This is a genomic window from Parenemella sanctibonifatiensis (assembly GCF_002250565.1).
In the GTDB taxonomy this organism is placed as follows: Bacteria; Actinomycetota; Actinomycetes; order Propionibacteriales; family Propionibacteriaceae; genus Parenemella; species Parenemella sanctibonifatiensis.
The window spans coordinates 100569-116472 of record NZ_NMVJ01000001.1 but is presented as its reverse complement, the minus strand read 5'-3'; the positions used below and the strand labels follow the sequence as shown (position 1 = coordinate 116472).

The window sequence follows — 15904 nt, the reverse complement described above, 5'->3', positions numbered from 1 at the left end:
CGTGCTTCGGTTCATCCTGATCCGTACGGCGTACGTCATCCCGACGCTACTGGCCATCTCGATGGTGGCGTTCTTCATCATCCAGTTGCCGCCGGGTGACTTCCTCACCGCGCAGGTCGCATCCCTCGAGGCGCAGGGTCAGACGGTTGACTCTGCCTACCTCGAGGCGTTGCGGCAGCGCTACGGGCTTGGCGAGCCGTTGCCGGTCCAGTACGGCAAGTGGATGTACGGGATCATCTTCCACGGCGACATGGGCATCTCGTTCTCGACCGGACGCCCGGTCACGACCGAGATCGCCGACCGGCTGCCCCTGACGCTGATCCTGGGTGTCACGACGCTGATCGTGACCTGGGTGATCGCGCTGGCCGGCGGCATCGTGTCGGCGATGAAGCAGCGCCAGTTCGCCGACTTCGCGATCTCGACGCTCGGCTTCATCGCGCTGGCGGTGCCGAACTTCCTGGCCGCGTTGCTGTTCTCCTACGCCGCCTTCAAGATCTTCGGCGCCTCCGTCGGTGGTCTGTTCTCACCCGAGTACGCCACCGCGCCCTGGTCACTGGCGAAGTTCGGTGACCTGCTCAGTCACTTGTGGATCCCGGTGCTCATCATCGGTCTGGCCGGCACCGCCGGCATCATCCGGATCACCCGCGCCAATCTGCTGGACGAGCTGTCCAAGCCCTATGTCGTCACGGCACGGGCCAAGGGCCTGTCCGAACGCAAGCTGGTGATGAAGTATCCGCTGCGGATCGCCCTCAACCCCTTCATCTCGACCGCCGGCTGGCATCTGCCCTCGTTGTTCGACGGCGAGGTGGTCGTCGCCCAGGTGCTGGCGCTCGGCACGATGGGACCGCTGCTGTTGCAGGCCCTGCGTGAGCAGGACATGTATCTGGCCGGCGGCATCATCATGATCATCGCCGTCCTCACGGTCATCGGCACCCTGCTCAGCGACATCCTGCTGGCAGTGGTCGATCCGCGAGTCCGGTTCGGGAAGGCCTGACATGTCTCTGATGCCCCCTCCGGCCCCGCAGGCCGACAGCCCTCACGAGGATCCGACCCAGGCGGAGCTCGCCCGCAGCAAGCCGGAATCGCGGCGCCAGGCCCGTCGGCGCAAGCAGGCGTTGGCGCTGCGGGACGGGTCGGCCAGCCAGACCCGACTGATCTGGCGCAAGTACCGCACCAACCCGCTGGGTCTGATCGGTCTGGGCGTGCTGATCGTGTTGTACGTGATCGCCGCCGCGCCGGGATTCTTCTCGCCGCACAACGCGACCACCTCCTCGCCGGACTATGCCGGCGCGCCCCCGCAACAACTGCGCTTCTCGCCCGAACATGGCCTGCACGTGCTGGGACTCACCTCCGAAACCAGTTTGGAAACCCTGGCCCGGGAGTACGTGCCTGACCCCGAGCACGTGGTGGAGCTGCGACTCTTCGCCAAGGGGGACCCGTACAAGATCTTGGGCCTGATCCCAGCCGACCGGCACCTGCTCGGGCCGTCGGATCCGAATGAGCGGGTCTATCTGCTCGGGGCGGACCAGGCCGGTGTGGACATGTTGTCCAAGATCAACTTCGGCGCCCAGATCTCGTTGTCGATCGGCCTGATCGGCGTGCTGCTGTCGGCGCTGATCGGCATCATCGTGGGCGGCATCTCGGGCTACTTCGGTGGCGTTGCCGACAGTTTGATCCAACGGGTGATCGAGTTCATCATGTCGATCCCGACGCTGCCGTTGTGGCTCGGGCTGGCAGCCGCGATTCCGCCGCGGTGGGGGATCGTGCAGACCTACCTGGTGCTGACCTGCATCCTGTCGTTGGTGGGCTGGACCGGCATGGCGCGGGTGATCCGTGGCCGGGTGTTGCAGGCCCGCGACGAAGACTTCGTCACCGCCGCCCGACTCGATGGCGCCGGCCACGGCCGGATCATCCTTCGGCACCTGATGCCGTCGTTCATGTCCCACATCATCGCCTCGCTGTCGCTGGCGGTGCCCTCGATGATCCTGGCCGAAACCGCCCTGTCCTTCCTCGGCATGGGCCTGCGCGCCCCGGCCGTGTCGTGGGGTGTGCTGTTGCGCGACGCCCAGCAGTTGCAGGTGGTCGTGAACGCGCCGTGGATGCTGCTGCCGGGGCTGGCAGTCGTGCTGACGGTGGTGGCCTTCAACTTCGTCGGTGACGCGCTGCGCGATGCTGCCGACCCGTACGGAAAGTGAGTCGACGATGACCGACAACATCCTCGAGGTGGACGGCCTCACGACCACCTTCTTCACGCCTGAGGGCGAAGTGCCGGCGGTGGTGGACGCCAGTTTCACCCTGCGCCGCGGGCGTACGCTCGCGATCGTCGGTGAGTCCGGTTCGGGCAAGAGCGTCACCGTACGCTCGGTGCTCGGCATCCTCTCCCACCCCGGCAAGCAGGTGGCGGGCACCGTCCGATTCCAGCCCGAGGTCGATGGGCCCACGACCGACTTGAGCAAACTGGACGTGACGGGGGCGGAGTTCCGCAAGATCCGGGGCCGGCAGATCTCGATGATCTTCCAGGAGCCAATGGCCTCGCTGTCACCGGTGCACACCATCGGCAATCAGATCTCGGAGATGCTGGAAGTGCACCGCGGGATGTCCCGCAAGGAGGCCCGGCCGCTGGTGATCGAGGCGTTGGAGCGGGTTCGGATCCCGCGCCCCGAGGAGCGGATCGACGCGTACACCTTCCAGCTGTCCGGTGGCATGCGGCAGCGCGCGATGATCGCGATGGCGTTGATCCTGGAGCCGGCCCTGGTGATCGCCGACGAGCCGACCACAGCACTGGATGTCACCACCCAGGCCCAGATCCTCAAGCTGCTCGCCGAGCTGAAGGAGGAGCAGGGGACGAGCCTGATCTTCATCACCCACGACATGGGCGTGGTGGCGCAGATCGCCGATGACGTGGTGGTGATGCGGCGCGGCAAGGTGGTCGAGTCCGGTGACGTGCACCAGATCTTCGCCAATCCGCAGCATGAATACACCCAGCAGCTGTTAGCGGCGGCCCGGCTGGAGATCCGCGAGCCCGACCAAGCCGCTGAGGTCGCCGAGCAGGCCGAGCCGCTGCTGTCGGTGGGGCACCTCTCGATGACCTTCGCGTCGGCTTCGGGCGGCATCTTCTCCCGCAAGAAGGAGAAGGTGGAGGCGGTCAAGGACGTCAGCCTGAGTCTGCCGGCCGGATCCACCTTCGGCCTGGTGGGGGAGTCCGGCAGTGGCAAGACGACCCTGGGTCGTTGTGTGCTGCGGGTGTACGAGCCGACCGAGGGCAAGCTGCTGTTTCGGCAGGGCGACAGCGAGGTGGACCTGGCCCGGCTCAGCGGCAAGCAGCTACGGCACTTCCGCAGCAAGATCCGGATGGTCTTCCAAGATCCTTACGGCTCGCTCAATCCGCGGATGACCGTACGCCAGATCGTCGAGGAGCCGATGCTGATGCTCAAGGGCGAGTCGACCAAGGCGGAGCGGGGCGACCAGATCGCCGAGATGCTGCGCCGGGTCGGCCTGGAGTCCGCCGTGATGAATCGCTACCCGCACGCCTTCTCCGGCGGTGAGCGGCAGCGCATCTGCATCGCGCGCGCACTCATCACCGACCCGAGCCTGGTGGTCGCCGACGAGGCGGTGTCAGCCCTGGACGTGTCGGTGCGGGCCCAGGTGTTGGAGCTGATGGCCGAACTGCAGGCCGATCTGGGGCTGACCTACCTCTTCATCTCCCACGACCTGTCGGTGGTGGAGCGCGTCTGTGACGACGTCGCGGTGATGCTGCACGGCGAGATCGTCGAACGCGGCAAGGTCGGCGACATCTTCGACAACCCACAGCACGACTACACGAAGTCGCTCCTGGATGCGGTGCCGGTGCCCGATCCGTCGCAGCGCGAGGCGTCGTGATTCGCTGGTTCTTTCGATAGTTTCTGGCCGGTTGGCGGTTGGGCGTGATTTTTTGTCGGTGGTGGGTGGTTGACTGAGGTCATCGAGTAGGAGGTGACCTGATGGACCAGTCTGATGCCGAGCCCGACACCGCGCCGGCGGCGGATCTGTCCACGCTGTCGCGTCGTGAGTTGATCTCGGAGTTGACTGCCGTCACGCGCCGGGAGCGCGAGCTCGTCGCCCAGAAGATGCTGTTGATCGGGGCGGCGTGTGATGCCTGGTCCGGGGTCGACGGGGTCGATGAGGCGGGCATGGAAGCTCGCACCCTCTACGGCGAGAAGCTGGTGACCTTCGGCGGGGACGGAACTGCGCAGGTCTCGGAGTTTCTCCGGCTCGAGTTGGGGCCGGCCCTGGGGCTGTCGCCCTTGGCGGCCGATGACTGGATCAGGGATGTGCAGGACCTGCGGCATCGGCTGCCGAAGCTGCATCAGCTGTGCGTGGATCTCGAGGTCGACCTCGGTGATGCGCGGATGGTCGCGCGGGAGACTCGGCTCTTGCCGCTCCCGGTCTGCTTGGAGCTGGACGAGGAGGTCAGCCCCAAGCTGCCGTCGTTGCCGACGGGTCGGATCCGGTCGCTGGTGCGCAAGGAAGTCGTACGCCGCGATGACGAGGCCGAGGAACGGCGGCGGAGCCAGTTGGCCCACCGGTATGTGCAGCTCGATGGTCGCGACGCCGGGTTGGGGACGTTGGCCCTGCGCGGTCAGGTCGATACCCGGGACGGGCACGCGATCGATCAGACCCTGGACACGCTGGCGCGCCGGTTGGCCGACCTGGACGGGGTCGACACGACGGCATGGAATTGGGGCAAGGGTGAGTATCGCGCCAAGGCGCTCGGCATCCTCGCGACGCCCCAGGCCGCGGCGAGTTTGTTGGCGCAGGATCCGCTGCCCGTCGACGATGCCGGGGACCCGGTCGTCGACCAGGACGTCGAGGCCGATCAGGGACTGCGGCCGGGGTGCCCGGACCAGTGGGCTGACGGACACTCGACCGCGCCGGGCTCCTCCACCCGGCAACTGTGCGCCGAACATGCGGCTGAGGTGGTGGCGGGCGTTCGCGGTGGGGACCACGTGAAGCTCGTGATCCACGCCGAAGCCGCCGACCTCGAGAGTGGTCGTGGTGGTTGGTGGGAGGCGTTCGACACGTCGGCGACCTCGGGTGAGATCGCTGAGGTGCTCAGCACGGCGGGAAAGGTCGTGGTGCAGCCGGTGATCAACCTCAACGATGCGACGGTGGCGACGACCCGCTTCCCGAACAAGGCGATGAAGCAACGCCTGCGATGGCGCTGGGACCACGAGGCGTACCCGTTGAGCACGACCCGGAGCAGGGTCCGCTCGATCCAGGTCGACCACGTCATCCCCGCGCCGGGCGGTGCTACCTGTGAGACCAACTTGGTGCCATTGGTGGCAGGCGCCCACCGGGCGAAAACCCACGCCGGGTTCACCTCCACGGTGACGGGGCCGAGCAGCATCCAGTGGTGCACCCCGGCCGGGCAACGCTTCGAGGTCACCCCCAACGGCACCCACCGACTCGATCCCGACACCGGAAGACCAGTCGATTCAGTGTCAAGGGACCAGTGCGCCCTCACCGAGGTCCTGCACGCCAGAGCGAGGGCACGAGCCGCAGCTACGGGCCCACCCGGCTGACCTGCGCGGGGTGAGTCACCAGGGCCGTCAGTCCATGGGCAGCGGTGCCGCGTCCTGCCAGGTCCCGGGTGGATCGCTCGGCCCGTCCCAGATCAGGGTCGGGTCGGCCAGGCTGGCGGCGTACGCCACCCGGGCCAGGTCTGGCTCGGCGGTCACGGTGATCGGGGCAGTCGGTTCGCCGTGGCGGTCGCGCAGGACGCGGGCGGCCTGGAGGACGTCGCGCACCCGGCCCGCGAAGAGGCTGTCGCCCAGCGCCAGCAGTTCGGACAGCACCCGAGCGGTGCTGCTGGCCGGATGGTCGGGGGAGAGGTCGTCGCGCTGGTGCACGGTCAGGGCACCGTGTCCGCGTACGTCGACCATCAGGGTGGCGCCGGGCAGTCGCGGGCGCGCCGGCGGCTGCCGCACATCGCACAGGTGCAGGTTGAGGCGGGCGCTGCGGTCGGGCGCCTGCTGCCAGATGCCCGCGCCATACAGGCCCGCGGCCGGCGTGTCCTCGGCCAAACCCTCGGGTGCTGGCTCAACCTGCCACAGGACGTGGGCCATGTGGTCGGCCTCCGGGAGCCACCTCGCGTACGGTTCGGACAGCGGTCGACCCTTGAGGTCGACCATCGCCCGGACCCGTTCGGCGGTCAGCGGCAGCTCGGGTGCGGCGTGGGCCAGGTCGAGCAGCAGCGGGCCGGCCACCTCCCCTCGCACCTGGCCGCTGCGGGTCACCTGCAGCGCCGTGGCGGCAGGGGCGGGGGCGGCAGACCTCGAGGAATCGGCTGCAAGCGACTCCGAAGCCCCGGCGCCGCACAGGCCCGCCACGAAGTTCACCGCCTCGGTGCGCATGTCCTCGGTGAGGGCATGCGGCGCATCCACGACGACCTGGCGCAGCCCGTCCGGCCCATGCGACGACCCATCCCACCAGGGCTTCGCGCGCTCCACCTCACCCTGAGCGCCCCGCAGCCCGAAGAAGTCCGCCGTGGTGCTGAGCACCAGCGTCGGCCGGGGCGCCCATGCCGCCAGCAGGTGGTGCGCATCGAGGCCGTCGGCGCCCAGCAGCACCTGCTCGGCGTCGATCCGGTTGCCCGACCAGACATGGTCGGCGCGACTGGTGATGCTGCAGGCGATCACCGCGCCGGCCACCCGGGGCTCCACCGCGCCGAGTTGCGCGGTCTGGGTGCCGCCGCCGCTGTGTCCCATGACAAAGATCGGCAGCTCGGGATGATCGGCGAGCAGCCGCGACACCAGGCTGCGGATCTCGGCCAGGAACCACCGCATCGGGTTGAGCCCGCGCCGCCACGCCTCGAATCCGGCGTCGGCATGCTCGGTCGTGCTGCCGGCCAGCTCGCCCGGCCGTGACAGCCGTTCCCCCTGCCCGAGCGGATCCGGTGTCCAGGTCTGGATCCCTGCGCGGGCCATGGCCGCACCCACCGCCTGATACTGCGGATAGGCCTTCCCCTCCAGCGCGTGGCCGGGAATCATGATCAACTGAGCCCTCGGGTCGCCGGCCGGGACGTGTCGCGTCGCCGTCAGCGGGGAGCCCGCGGGCGTCCGCAGCAGCCACAGTTCCGGGGCATCGCCGGTCGCCTCGCGCACCCGCTCCCCGGTCAGCGGCTCCGGCTCAGCGTCGGGGTCCATGGTCAGCGCGACCGCCAGACGGGCCCGAATCTCGGCCCGGGCGGCATCGAGGCCACCGTCCGCCAGCAGATCGCGGTCCTGGCGGCGCTGCCGTGCCACCGCCGCAATGGTGCGACTCGTGGTGTGGCGCAGCAGATCGAGGGAGGCATCCCAATGGCCGTCCAGGCTCGGGCGGATGCTGTGACCGGGGGTGTCAACCGGCTTCATACTCGCCTACACTACAACAGTGCAAACGGTTGCTGCACTTGCAGTGACGCGATCTTCTGAGGAGCAAAGGTGATCCGGTACGCACTGTGTGGGACCTCCAACCGCGGGATCGGCGGCTTCCTGCTGCCGTTGCTGGGCGTCAACGGAGAGGAGGACGCCACCCTGGGCTACGGAGCCAGTGGCGAGGACTATCGCGACGTTGCCGAGGTCACCGCACTGGTCGACAAGGACTTGGTACGCGCCCAGGCTGTCGCCGCCGCAGTCAAGGCAGACCTGCCGGCGTACAGTCCGGACCAGCTCGATGAGGTGCTGGCCAACTGCGACTGCCTCATCGTCGCCACCCCCGACCACACCCACCTGGAGTATGCGCTGGCCGCGGTCGAGGCCGGGGTGGAGGTGATCGTCGAGAAGCCGGTCACCACCACGGCGGCCGACGGCCGCCGACTGCTGGAGGCGGCGGAGGCCAGTGGAGTCCGGGTGCGGGTCGCGCACAACCTGCGCTATGCCCCCAAGCACCTGCGCCTGATGGAGATGATCCAGGAGGGCGCGATCGGCCGGGTCACCCAGATCGAATACCAACACCGCGTCGACACCCGCCATGGCGCCGGCTACTTCCTGCGCTGGAATCGGGAGCGCGCCCGTTCCGGCGGCCTGTCGGTGCACAAGTCCAGCCACCACCTCGACCTGCTGCAGTGGTGGGCCAGCGCCCGGCCCGAGGTGGTCTTCGGCCGCGGCGCCCGCCACTTCTACGGCCCCGACGGCGCGTACGCCAGCACCGCCGAGCAGCCCTGGCGCGAGGACCCCTACTTCCTGGCGCAGGGCGACAGCAACGCTCTGCAGCCCGGCGACCGCGAGCGGACCGGCCTGCTCGGTGTCGGCTACCCGATGGAGTATCCGGTCGAGAATCCGCTGTGGCTCTACGACGACGCCATCGACGTCGAGGACACCTACAGTGCGGTCATCGGGTACGCCGGTGGCGTCCAGGCGACCTATTCCATCGACTTCTCCTCGCCGTGGGAGGGCGCCACCATCGGCATCTCCGGCACGGCCGGGCGGCTGGAGATGCGGACCGGGCGGCTCGCCGACGGCGGCCCGCTGCCGCAGGGGGAGTACGCCTGGTGGCTGCCGCTCTTCGGGGAACCGCAGCCGATCGAGGTCCCGGCCGTCTCCGAAAACGGTCATGGCGGCGCCGATGGACTGATGCGCGCGGATCTGTTTCGGGGTGCGACCGGTCGCACCCAACAACTCGGCGCTTCGGCCTCGTTGGCCGAGGCAGTCGATGCGGTGGCCGCAGGTGAGGCAATCTGGCGTTCTGCCGCCAGCGGCGACGCGATCCGGATCGACTGAGCACACCGGCCCACACACCCTAGACTGGGGGCTTCCACGGCCGAGGAGTAACCATGGCAATTCCCAGTTTTGTTGACCGGGTCAGGCTCACCGTCGCCGGCGGCAAGGGTGGCAATGGCTGCGCATCGGTGCACCGCGAGAAGTTCAAGCCGCTCGGTGGGCCCGACGGTGGCAACGGCGGCGACGGCGGATCGGTGATCCTGCGCGTCGATCCCGGCCTGACGACGCTGGTCGAATACCACCGCAGCTCGCGGCGGCAGGCGACGAACGGCCAGCCCGGCAAGGGTGACCATGCCAACGGTGCGCGCGGTGCCGATGTCGTGCTGACGGTGCCGCAGGGCACCAGCGTCACTGACCTGAACACAGGTGAGGTGGTGGCCGACCTCACTGATGCCGGCGCCGAGGTCGTCATCGCCCCCGGTGGCCGCGGCGGACTGGGGAACGCGGCGCTCGCCTCATCCAGCCGCAAGGCGCCGGGTTTCGCCCTGCTGGGGGAGGAGGGCGAGGAACGGGAGATCCAGCTTGAGCTCAAGGTGGTCGCCGATGTCGGACTGGTCGGATATCCCTCCGCCGGCAAGTCCTCGCTGATCGCCGCGATCTCCCAGGCTCGCCCCAAAATTGCCGACTATCCCTTCACCACCCTGATCCCCAACCTGGGCGTGGTGCAGGCCGGCGAGACCACCTTCACCGTCGCCGACGTGCCCGGGCTGATCGAAGGTGCCTCGGATGGTCGTGGCCTTGGGCATGACTTCCTGCGGCACATCGAACGGTGCCAGGCGCTGGTCCATGTGGTCGACCTCGCCACCTTCGAACCCGACCGTGACCCGGTCAGTGACCTGCGCGTCATCGAGGCGGAGCTGGCCGCCCACGGCGGATTGGAGGACCGGCCGCGGCTGGTCGCGTTGAACAAGATCGACGTACCTGATGCGGCCGACATGAGTGAGATCGTCGCCGCCGACGTCGCTGAATTCGGTTGGCCGGTCTTCCCGATTTCCACCAAGACCAGCGAGGGACTCAAGCCGCTGCTGTACGCCATGGCAGCCCTCGTCGAGGAGCGGCGTACGGCTGCGGTCGAGGACGAACCCACCCGGATCGTCATCCGGCCCACCCCCGTCGACAGTGGCCCGGGCGCCGACTTCACCATCAAGCGGCAGGGCGACGGCGAGGGTGGCCAGGTGTGGCGGGTCCGCGGTGCCAAGCCCGAGCGCTGGGTGCGCCAGACCGACTTCCTCAACCCTGAGGCCGTGGGCTATCTCGCCGACCGCCTCAACCGACTCGGCATCGAGAACGAACTGCTGGCCCTCGGTGCCGAAGCCGGCGACGCCGTTGCGATCGGCGCCGGTGACAACCCGGTCGTCTTCGACTTCGCCCCGCAGGTCGAGGCCGGGGTGGAGAACCTGGCCCGTCGTGGCGAGGACCACCGTCTCGAGGAGCAGCGTCCCGCGGCCGTACGACGCCGGGAGGCCGACCGGGCCTATCACCAGGCCAAGGAGCGGGCCGCTGAACACACCAGCCGGTATGCCCCGGTCGCCGAAGACTCCGACGGCGACCCGGTCAAGGATGCTTGATGCGTGATGAGATCACGGCCGCCACGCGAGTGGTGGTCAAGGTGGGGTCCTCATCGCTGACCACCAACGGACGCGCCGACTTGGACCGAATCGCCGCGCTGGTGGATGCGTTGGCGGACTGGCGGGCCAGTGGCCGTGAGGTGGTGCTGGTCTCCTCCGGGGCGATCGCTGCTGGCATCTCGCCGTTGGCGATGAAGCGCCGGCCCCGCAACCTCGCGGACCAGCAGGCCGCAGCGGCGGTGGGGCAGGGCATCCTGATCCAGCACTATGCCCAACATTTCGCGACCCGTGACCTGACCGTCGGGCAGGTGTTGCTGACGGTGGGAGACATCACTGGACAGCAGTCCTATCGCAATGCGCTGCGGACCCTGGAGCGGCTGCTGCACTTCGGGGTGGTCCCGATCGTCAACGAGAACGACACGGTCGCCACCGACGAGATCCGATTCGGTGACAACGACCGGCTCGCCGCCCTGACCGCGCATCTGGTGCATGCCGACGCGTTGGTGTTGCTCAGTGACACCGACGCCGTCTACACCGCCCATCCCAGCGACCCCGAGGCCCGCCGGATCAGTGAGGTGCGCGATGCGGTCGCCGACCTGGCGGGGATCGACACCTCCCGCGGCGGCACCTCGGTGGGGACCGGCGGCATGCAGACCAAGATCGATGCGGCCCGGATGGCGACCTCGGCCGGCATCCCGGCGCTGGTCACCTCCACCCAGTTGGCCCGCGAGGCGCTGGCCGGCGAGGACGTCGGCACGTTCTTCCATCGCACCGGCAAGCGGCGGCCGGCCCGGCTCATGTGGCTGGCTCACGCCAGCAAGGCCAGGGGGGTGCTGACGTTGGACCAGGGGGCGGTGCGCGCGCTGCAGCAGCGAGGTGCCTCCCTGCTGGCGGCGGGCATCACCGCCGTGTCGGGCCACTTCCAGGCCCATGACCCGGTTGAGCTCCGCGACCCGCAGGGTCGGGTCATCGGGCGGGGGCTGGTGGCGTACGACTCGGATCGGCTGCCCGAATTGATCGGACGATCCACCGGCGACCTCGATCCGCAATTGCGGCGTTCCATCGTGCACCGCGACGTCATGGTGCTGAGGCCGCCGGAGGCGCGCGTCGCTCCGGAGCCGGCCGAGCGCTGAGCGGTTCGGTCCGACTGGCAGCATGGACGTCGTGACCCCTGCCTCGAAACTGACTGGTCCCCTCATCCTCGCCGGTGTCGCCGCCGCGGGCCTTGGCGCCGCCGCATTCCACTACTTCGCTGGCGTCCAGACGATGCGACCCCACGTCGAGCGGCACCGGGCGTACTGGCAGGACCGTGGCAGCCAGGGAGAGCGACGCTATGTCGCACTGGGGGATTCCTCGAGCCAGGGTGTCGGCGTCGACGACCCGCGGCAGGCGTGGGTGCATGGGGTTGCCAACCATCTGGAACAGCGATGGGGGACCACCGTCGGGGTGGTCAACCTCAGTGTCAGCGGCGCCACCACCGCGGACCTGGTCCGGGAGCAGTTGCCGTTGTTGCGCGACCTGCTCGCCACGGACGGGGCACCGGACCTGCTGACAGTCTCGATCGGGGTCAACGATGCGGTGAAGGCCCGCTTTGACCCGGATCGGTTCACCGCGAACATGACCACCATCGCCGAGACCGTGCCGACGGGGAGTTTCATCGGTGACCTGCCCGGCATCAGCGGCGGCGGGCTGCTCAACCGACGGATCATCCGAGCCAACGAGGTGATCCGCCGTGTGGTTGCCGCGCACGGCCACCGGTTGGTGCCGGTGTTCGAGGCGAGCCAGCAGCCGACCCTGTGGGAATACCGGCGGCTGGTCGCCCCGGACGCATTCCATCCCAACGTCCGGGGCTACCAGCTGTGGACCCACGAGTGGGTCGCGGCGATCGATCGGGCCGGCTTCTGATTCAGTGCGCGTTCAGTGGGCGTGGGCCCGGACGATCTCGACCGGACGGCGTACGGTCCGGTTGACCTGTAGCTTCAGGTCGCCGCGGCGGGCCAGCACCGCGCCCACGGCCAGGGCGGTCGTGATCGCGAACAGGCCGCACAGCAGTGAGGTGAGACGTACGCCGAGGTGGTCGGTCATGGCGCCGGCCAACGGGTTGCCCAGTGCCTGACCGCCAAACAGCACCATGATGTAGACGCTCATCACGCGACCGCGCAGGTGCGGCGGGCAGGTGATCTGGACCGTCGAGTTCGCGGTGATGAGGAAGAGCATCGTGGAGGCGCCGTAGACCACCAGCACGATCGCCATCAGCCATGGCGTCGGGGTCAGGGCGGTCAGCGTGAACAGCACGCCGGACAACGCCACCATGCTGACCAGGGTGCGCAGCCGCATGCTGATCTGGACCCGGGCGCAGACCACCGCGCCAATGACGGCGCCGATGGCGGCCGCGGCGGTGAACAGGCTGTAGCCGCCGACGCCCATCTCGAACTCCCGCTCGGCGAAGGCGGCGTACAGCACGCCTCCGTTGAAGGCGACCAGGCCCATCGCGCCGACCGCGATGATCGGCCACAGCAGTCGCGGTCGGTTGGCGATCGCGCTCAGCCCGGCGGCCAGCTCGGAGCGGGTCGGCACCAGGTTGGTCGCCTCGGAGCGTTCCGAACGGGTCCGGATCGCGGCGAGGGCGAAGACCACCAGGGCGGTCGCGACACCGTTGACGATGAAGGAGGGGCCCTCGCCAACCAGACCGATCAGGACGCCGGCCAGCGCGGGGCCGACCAGGCCGGAGGTCTGGAAGACCATCGAGTTGAGCGAGACCGCGTTGCGGATCAGCTTGGGTCCGACCAGTTCGGTCACGAAGACCTGCCGGGCCGGGTTGTCCACGACGGTGATGAGGCCGGTGACGAAAGCCATCAGCCAGATGTGCCAGGCTTGGATGGACCCGCTGATCGCCAGCACACCGAGCAACAGGGCGACAGTCGCCGCAGCGCTCTGGGTCAGCATCAGCAACTTGCGCCGGTCGAACTTGTCGGCCAGGGCGCCGCCGAACAGGCCGAAGAGCAGGACCGGGCCGAACTGCAGGGCCACCGTCAGGCCGACGGCAGCGGCGCTCCCGGTGAGTTGCAGGATCAACCAGTCCTGCGCGATGCGCTGCATCCACAAGCCGGTGTTCGCGATGACCTGGGATCCCAGGAACAGGCGGTAGTCACGTACGGCCAGGGCATCGAAGCCCTTGGGGAGGCGAAGGTGGGGGACGGCGAAGGAGGGCAGGGTCAGCGTACGGATGCGGTGCCAGGGCACGACAAATCACCAGAATCCAGCGGTGGGTGAACAAAAAAAGGGGAAGAGGGCCCGTCACGGGCGAAGAAGACTTGGCTACAAGTCTGCCAGCGCCCCAGCAATTGAGCAAACCTATTTGCACTATATGTTGTATTGTGCTCCGCAATGAACGCCGAGCGGGGTCGGAGGACACCATGGCTGAGCAGATCCAACTCGATCCGGTGTTGCTACGGACCTTCCAGACGGTGGCGGCGCGGCGCAGTTTCACCCAAGCCGCCCAGGTGCTGGGGCTGGCCCAGCCCACCGTCTCCCAGCACGTACGCCGGCTGGAGGAGATGGTCGGGCGACAGCTGCTCAACCGCGACACCAGACGGGTCGAACTGACCGACAACGGTGAGGCGATGGCGGGGTTCGCCCGCCAGATCCTGTCCGCCCACGACGAGGCGGTGGCGTACTTCACCGGTTCGGCGATGGCGGGTCGGCTCCGGTTTGGTGTGGCCGATGAGTTGGCGATGACCGAGTTGCCCGGCGTGCTGCGCGAATTCCGACGCCACAACCCCCAGCTGAATCTGGAGCTGACGGTGACCCAGTCCGGCACCCTGATGCGTCGGTTGGAGGCCAACCACCTCGACCTGGTCTTCGTCAACCAGGCCGCCGACGCCGGGCGTGGCTATCGCGTACGCCGAGACCGGCTCGCGTGGGCCGGGCTGCCAACGGTTCAGGTACCCCGCGACCAGCCGGTGCCGTTGGTGACCTATCAGGCGCCGTCGTGGAGTCGGGACGTCGCCATCCAGGCGCTGCAGGCCGCCGGGCGTACCTGGCGGGTCACCTGCAACACCCGCGAGATCAATGGTGTGCTGGCCGCGGTTCGCGCAGGACTCGGGGTGTGTGTGCTGGCCAAGGGCCGGATCCCCGGAGACCTGCGCCAGATCACCGCAGACCTGCCGCCGCTGCCTGAGGTGCAGATGTCGCTGATCGACAATCCGCGTTCCAACAAGGACCAGGTGCGCGCGTTGATGATGGCTGTCCGCAACATCGAGGTGACCCCGCTGGGCGGGTGAGCGCCATTAGGCTGGCGCCATGACGACAGCTGCTGAGACCCCCCGCGTCGATGAGCCCTTCATCGAGCAGGCCACCGCTGCCAAGGAGGCTGCCCGGGCGCTGGCGCCGATGGACCGGATGCGCAAGGATGCCGCGCTGCTGGCGATGGCCGATGCGCTCGAGGAGGCCTCCGAGACCATCGTCAGCGCGAACGCCGAGGACGTGGCCCGGGCCCGCGACAACGGCACCGATCCCGCGATCATCGACCGACTGCGGCTGGACGGCAAGCGGGTCGCAGGAATGGCCCAGGGGCTGCGTGACCTGGCCGCTTTGCCTGATCCTGTCGGTGACGTGGAGCGCGGATGGATGTTGCCCAACGGCATGTCGGTACGCCAAGTGCGGGTCCCGCTCGGCGTCCTCGGCATCATCTACGAGGCCCGTCCCAATGTCACCGCCGATGCTGCCGGCATTGCGCTGAAGTCGGGCAACGCGGTGCTGTTGCGCGGGTCGTCCTCGGCTGAGTCCTCCAACCGTGCCATCACCGCGGTGCTGCGCCATGCCATCGGGTCATTCGGTATTCCCCGCGACGTCGTCCAGCTGGTGACCGGTCCCCGTAGTGTCACCGACGAGATGATGAAGGCGCGCGGCCTGGTCGACGTGCTGATTCCGCGCGGCGGCGCCGGGCTGATCCAGGCCGTGGTGACCGGCGCCCAGGTGCCCGTGATCGAGACCGGCACGGGCAACTGTCACCTCTACGTCGACGCCTCGGCTGATCTGCGGATGGCTCTGGACGTGTTGGGCAATGCCAAGACTCAGCGCTGCTCAGTGTGCAATGCGGTCGAGACCTTGCTGGTGCACCGCTCGGTCGCCGAGGAGTTCCTCCGCAAGGCTGTCCCGGCGTTGGGCCGGCTCGGCGTGACCCTGCACGGCGACGAGACCACCGTCGAGATCGGCGGGTCCACCGTTGTCCCGGCGGTGCCGGCCGACTTCGAGGAGGAATGGCTGTCGATGGACCTGTCGGTGGCAGTCGTCGATGACCTCGGGGCCGCGCTGGACCACATCCGCCGCTACAGCTCGGGGCATTCGGAGACCATCATCACCAACGACCTGTCCGCCTCGGAACGGTTCGTGTCCGAGGTCGACGCGGCGGCGGTGCTGGTGAACGCCTCCAGCCGATTCGTTGATGGTGGCGAGTTCGGTTTCGGTGCCGAGATCGGCATCTCCACCCAGAAACTGCATGCCCGTGGACCGATGGGGCTGGCTGAGATGACGACGACCAAGTACGTCGTCCACGGTCAGGGTCAGACCCGCGGCTGAGGCGTACGCTGCGCGCCC

General features: G+C 68.5%; 12 protein-coding genes. 10 read left to right on the top strand and 2 right to left on the bottom strand.

What is annotated here, in order from left to right; translation table 11 throughout:
• The first annotated feature begins 1 nt into the window (after position 1).
• The 4 genes from CGZ91_RS00595 to CGZ91_RS00580 all read left to right on the top strand — a co-directional run bounded on the left by CGZ91_RS00595 (position 2) and on the right by CGZ91_RS00580 (position 5561).
• On the top strand, positions 2–994 hold the full coding sequence (locus CGZ91_RS00595) for an ABC transporter permease (RefSeq protein ID WP_094452077.1): 993 nt from the start codon (positions 2–4) through the stop codon (positions 992–994).
• 1 nt (position 995) lies between these two features.
• Positions 996–2195 carry an ABC transporter permease gene (locus CGZ91_RS00590; RefSeq protein ID WP_229116337.1) on the top strand — a complete coding sequence of 400 codons (1200 nt, stop codon included), beginning with the start codon at positions 996–998 and terminating at the stop codon, positions 2193–2195.
• 7 nt (positions 2196–2202) lie between these two features.
• Positions 2203–3879 carry an ABC transporter ATP-binding protein gene (locus CGZ91_RS00585; RefSeq protein WP_094452076.1) on the top strand — a complete coding sequence of 559 codons (1677 nt, stop codon included), beginning with the start codon at positions 2203–2205 and terminating at the stop codon, positions 3877–3879.
• A gap of 101 nt (positions 3880–3980) precedes the next feature.
• Entirely contained in the window at positions 3981–5561 is a 1581-nt protein-coding gene (locus tag CGZ91_RS00580) for a DUF222 domain-containing protein (RefSeq protein WP_094452075.1), read from the top strand.
• 27 nt (positions 5562–5588) lie between these two features.
• On the opposite strand, the gene CGZ91_RS00575 is transcribed toward CGZ91_RS00580, so the two are convergent.
• On the bottom strand, positions 5589–7391 hold the full coding sequence (locus CGZ91_RS00575; RefSeq protein ID WP_094452074.1) for an alpha/beta hydrolase: 1803 nt from the start codon (positions 7389–7391) through the stop codon (positions 5589–5591).
• Positions 7392–7460: 69 nt separating this feature from the next.
• On the opposite strand from CGZ91_RS00575, the gene CGZ91_RS00570 reads away from it, so the two are divergent.
• Genes CGZ91_RS00570 through CGZ91_RS00555 form a run of 4 tightly spaced genes read left to right on the top strand, consistent with a single transcriptional unit; the run spans position 7461 to position 12211 of the window.
• Entirely contained in the window at positions 7461–8738 is a 1278-nt protein-coding gene (locus tag CGZ91_RS00570; RefSeq protein ID WP_094452073.1) for a Gfo/Idh/MocA family protein, read from the top strand.
• 53 nt (positions 8739–8791) lie between these two features.
• Positions 8792–10306: a GTPase ObgE gene (gene obgE / locus CGZ91_RS00565; RefSeq protein WP_094452072.1), complete on the top strand. Its 1515-nt coding sequence runs from the start codon at positions 8792–8794 to the stop codon at positions 10304–10306.
• On the top strand, positions 10306–11439 hold the full coding sequence (gene proB, locus CGZ91_RS00560; protein ID WP_094452071.1) for a glutamate 5-kinase: 1134 nt from the start codon (positions 10306–10308) through the stop codon (positions 11437–11439). Before obgE ends, proB begins: the two co-directional genes overlap by 1 nt.
• Before the next feature lie 22 nt (positions 11440–11461).
• Positions 11462–12211 (top strand): SGNH/GDSL hydrolase family protein, encoded by a 750-nt coding sequence (locus tag CGZ91_RS00555; protein ID WP_094452070.1) that lies wholly within the window; start codon positions 11462–11464, stop codon positions 12209–12211.
• A gap of 12 nt (positions 12212–12223) precedes the next feature.
• Here the strand turns inward: CGZ91_RS00555 and CGZ91_RS00550 are convergent, their stop codons facing one another.
• Complete coding sequence (locus CGZ91_RS00550) at positions 12224–13549, bottom strand: MFS transporter (protein WP_094452069.1); 1326 nt, start codon at positions 13547–13549, stop codon at positions 12224–12226.
• 173 nt (positions 13550–13722) lie between these two features.
• Here CGZ91_RS00550 and CGZ91_RS00545 point away from each other — a divergent pair, with 173 nt between their 5' ends.
• Positions 13723–14589: a LysR substrate-binding domain-containing protein gene (locus tag CGZ91_RS00545; RefSeq protein ID WP_094452068.1), complete on the top strand. Its 867-nt coding sequence runs from the start codon at positions 13723–13725 to the stop codon at positions 14587–14589.
• Between the two features lie 19 nt (positions 14590–14608).
• On the top strand, positions 14609–15886 hold the full coding sequence (locus CGZ91_RS00540; RefSeq protein WP_094452067.1) for a glutamate-5-semialdehyde dehydrogenase: 1278 nt from the start codon (positions 14609–14611) through the stop codon (positions 15884–15886).
• The last annotated feature ends 18 nt before the right edge of the window (positions 15887–15904 follow it).

Excerpts from the sequence above, each read along its gene's own strand:
- CGZ91_RS00590 (WP_229116337.1), top strand. The coding sequence starts at position 996 with ATGTCTCTGATGCCCCCTCCGGCCCCGCAGGCCGACAGCCCTCACGAG.
- CGZ91_RS00585 (WP_094452076.1), top strand. The coding sequence starts at position 2,203 with ATGACCGACAACATCCTCGAGGTGGACGGCCTCACGACCACCTTCTTC.
- CGZ91_RS00580 (WP_094452075.1), top strand. The coding sequence starts at position 3,981 with ATGGACCAGTCTGATGCCGAGCCCGACACCGCGCCGGCGGCGGATCTG.
- CGZ91_RS00575 (WP_094452074.1), bottom strand. The coding sequence starts at position 7,391 with ATGAAGCCGGTTGACACCCCCGGTCACAGCATCCGCCCGAGCCTGGAC.
- obgE (WP_094452072.1), top strand. The coding sequence starts at position 8,792 with ATGGCAATTCCCAGTTTTGTTGACCGGGTCAGGCTCACCGTCGCCGGC.
- proB (WP_094452071.1), top strand. The coding sequence starts at position 10,306 with ATGCGTGATGAGATCACGGCCGCCACGCGAGTGGTGGTCAAGGTGGGG.
- CGZ91_RS00555 (WP_094452070.1), top strand. The coding sequence starts at position 11,462 with ATGGACGTCGTGACCCCTGCCTCGAAACTGACTGGTCCCCTCATCCTC.
- CGZ91_RS00545 (WP_094452068.1), top strand. The coding sequence starts at position 13,723 with ATGGCTGAGCAGATCCAACTCGATCCGGTGTTGCTACGGACCTTCCAG.
- CGZ91_RS00540 (WP_094452067.1), top strand. The coding sequence starts at position 14,609 with ATGACGACAGCTGCTGAGACCCCCCGCGTCGATGAGCCCTTCATCGAG.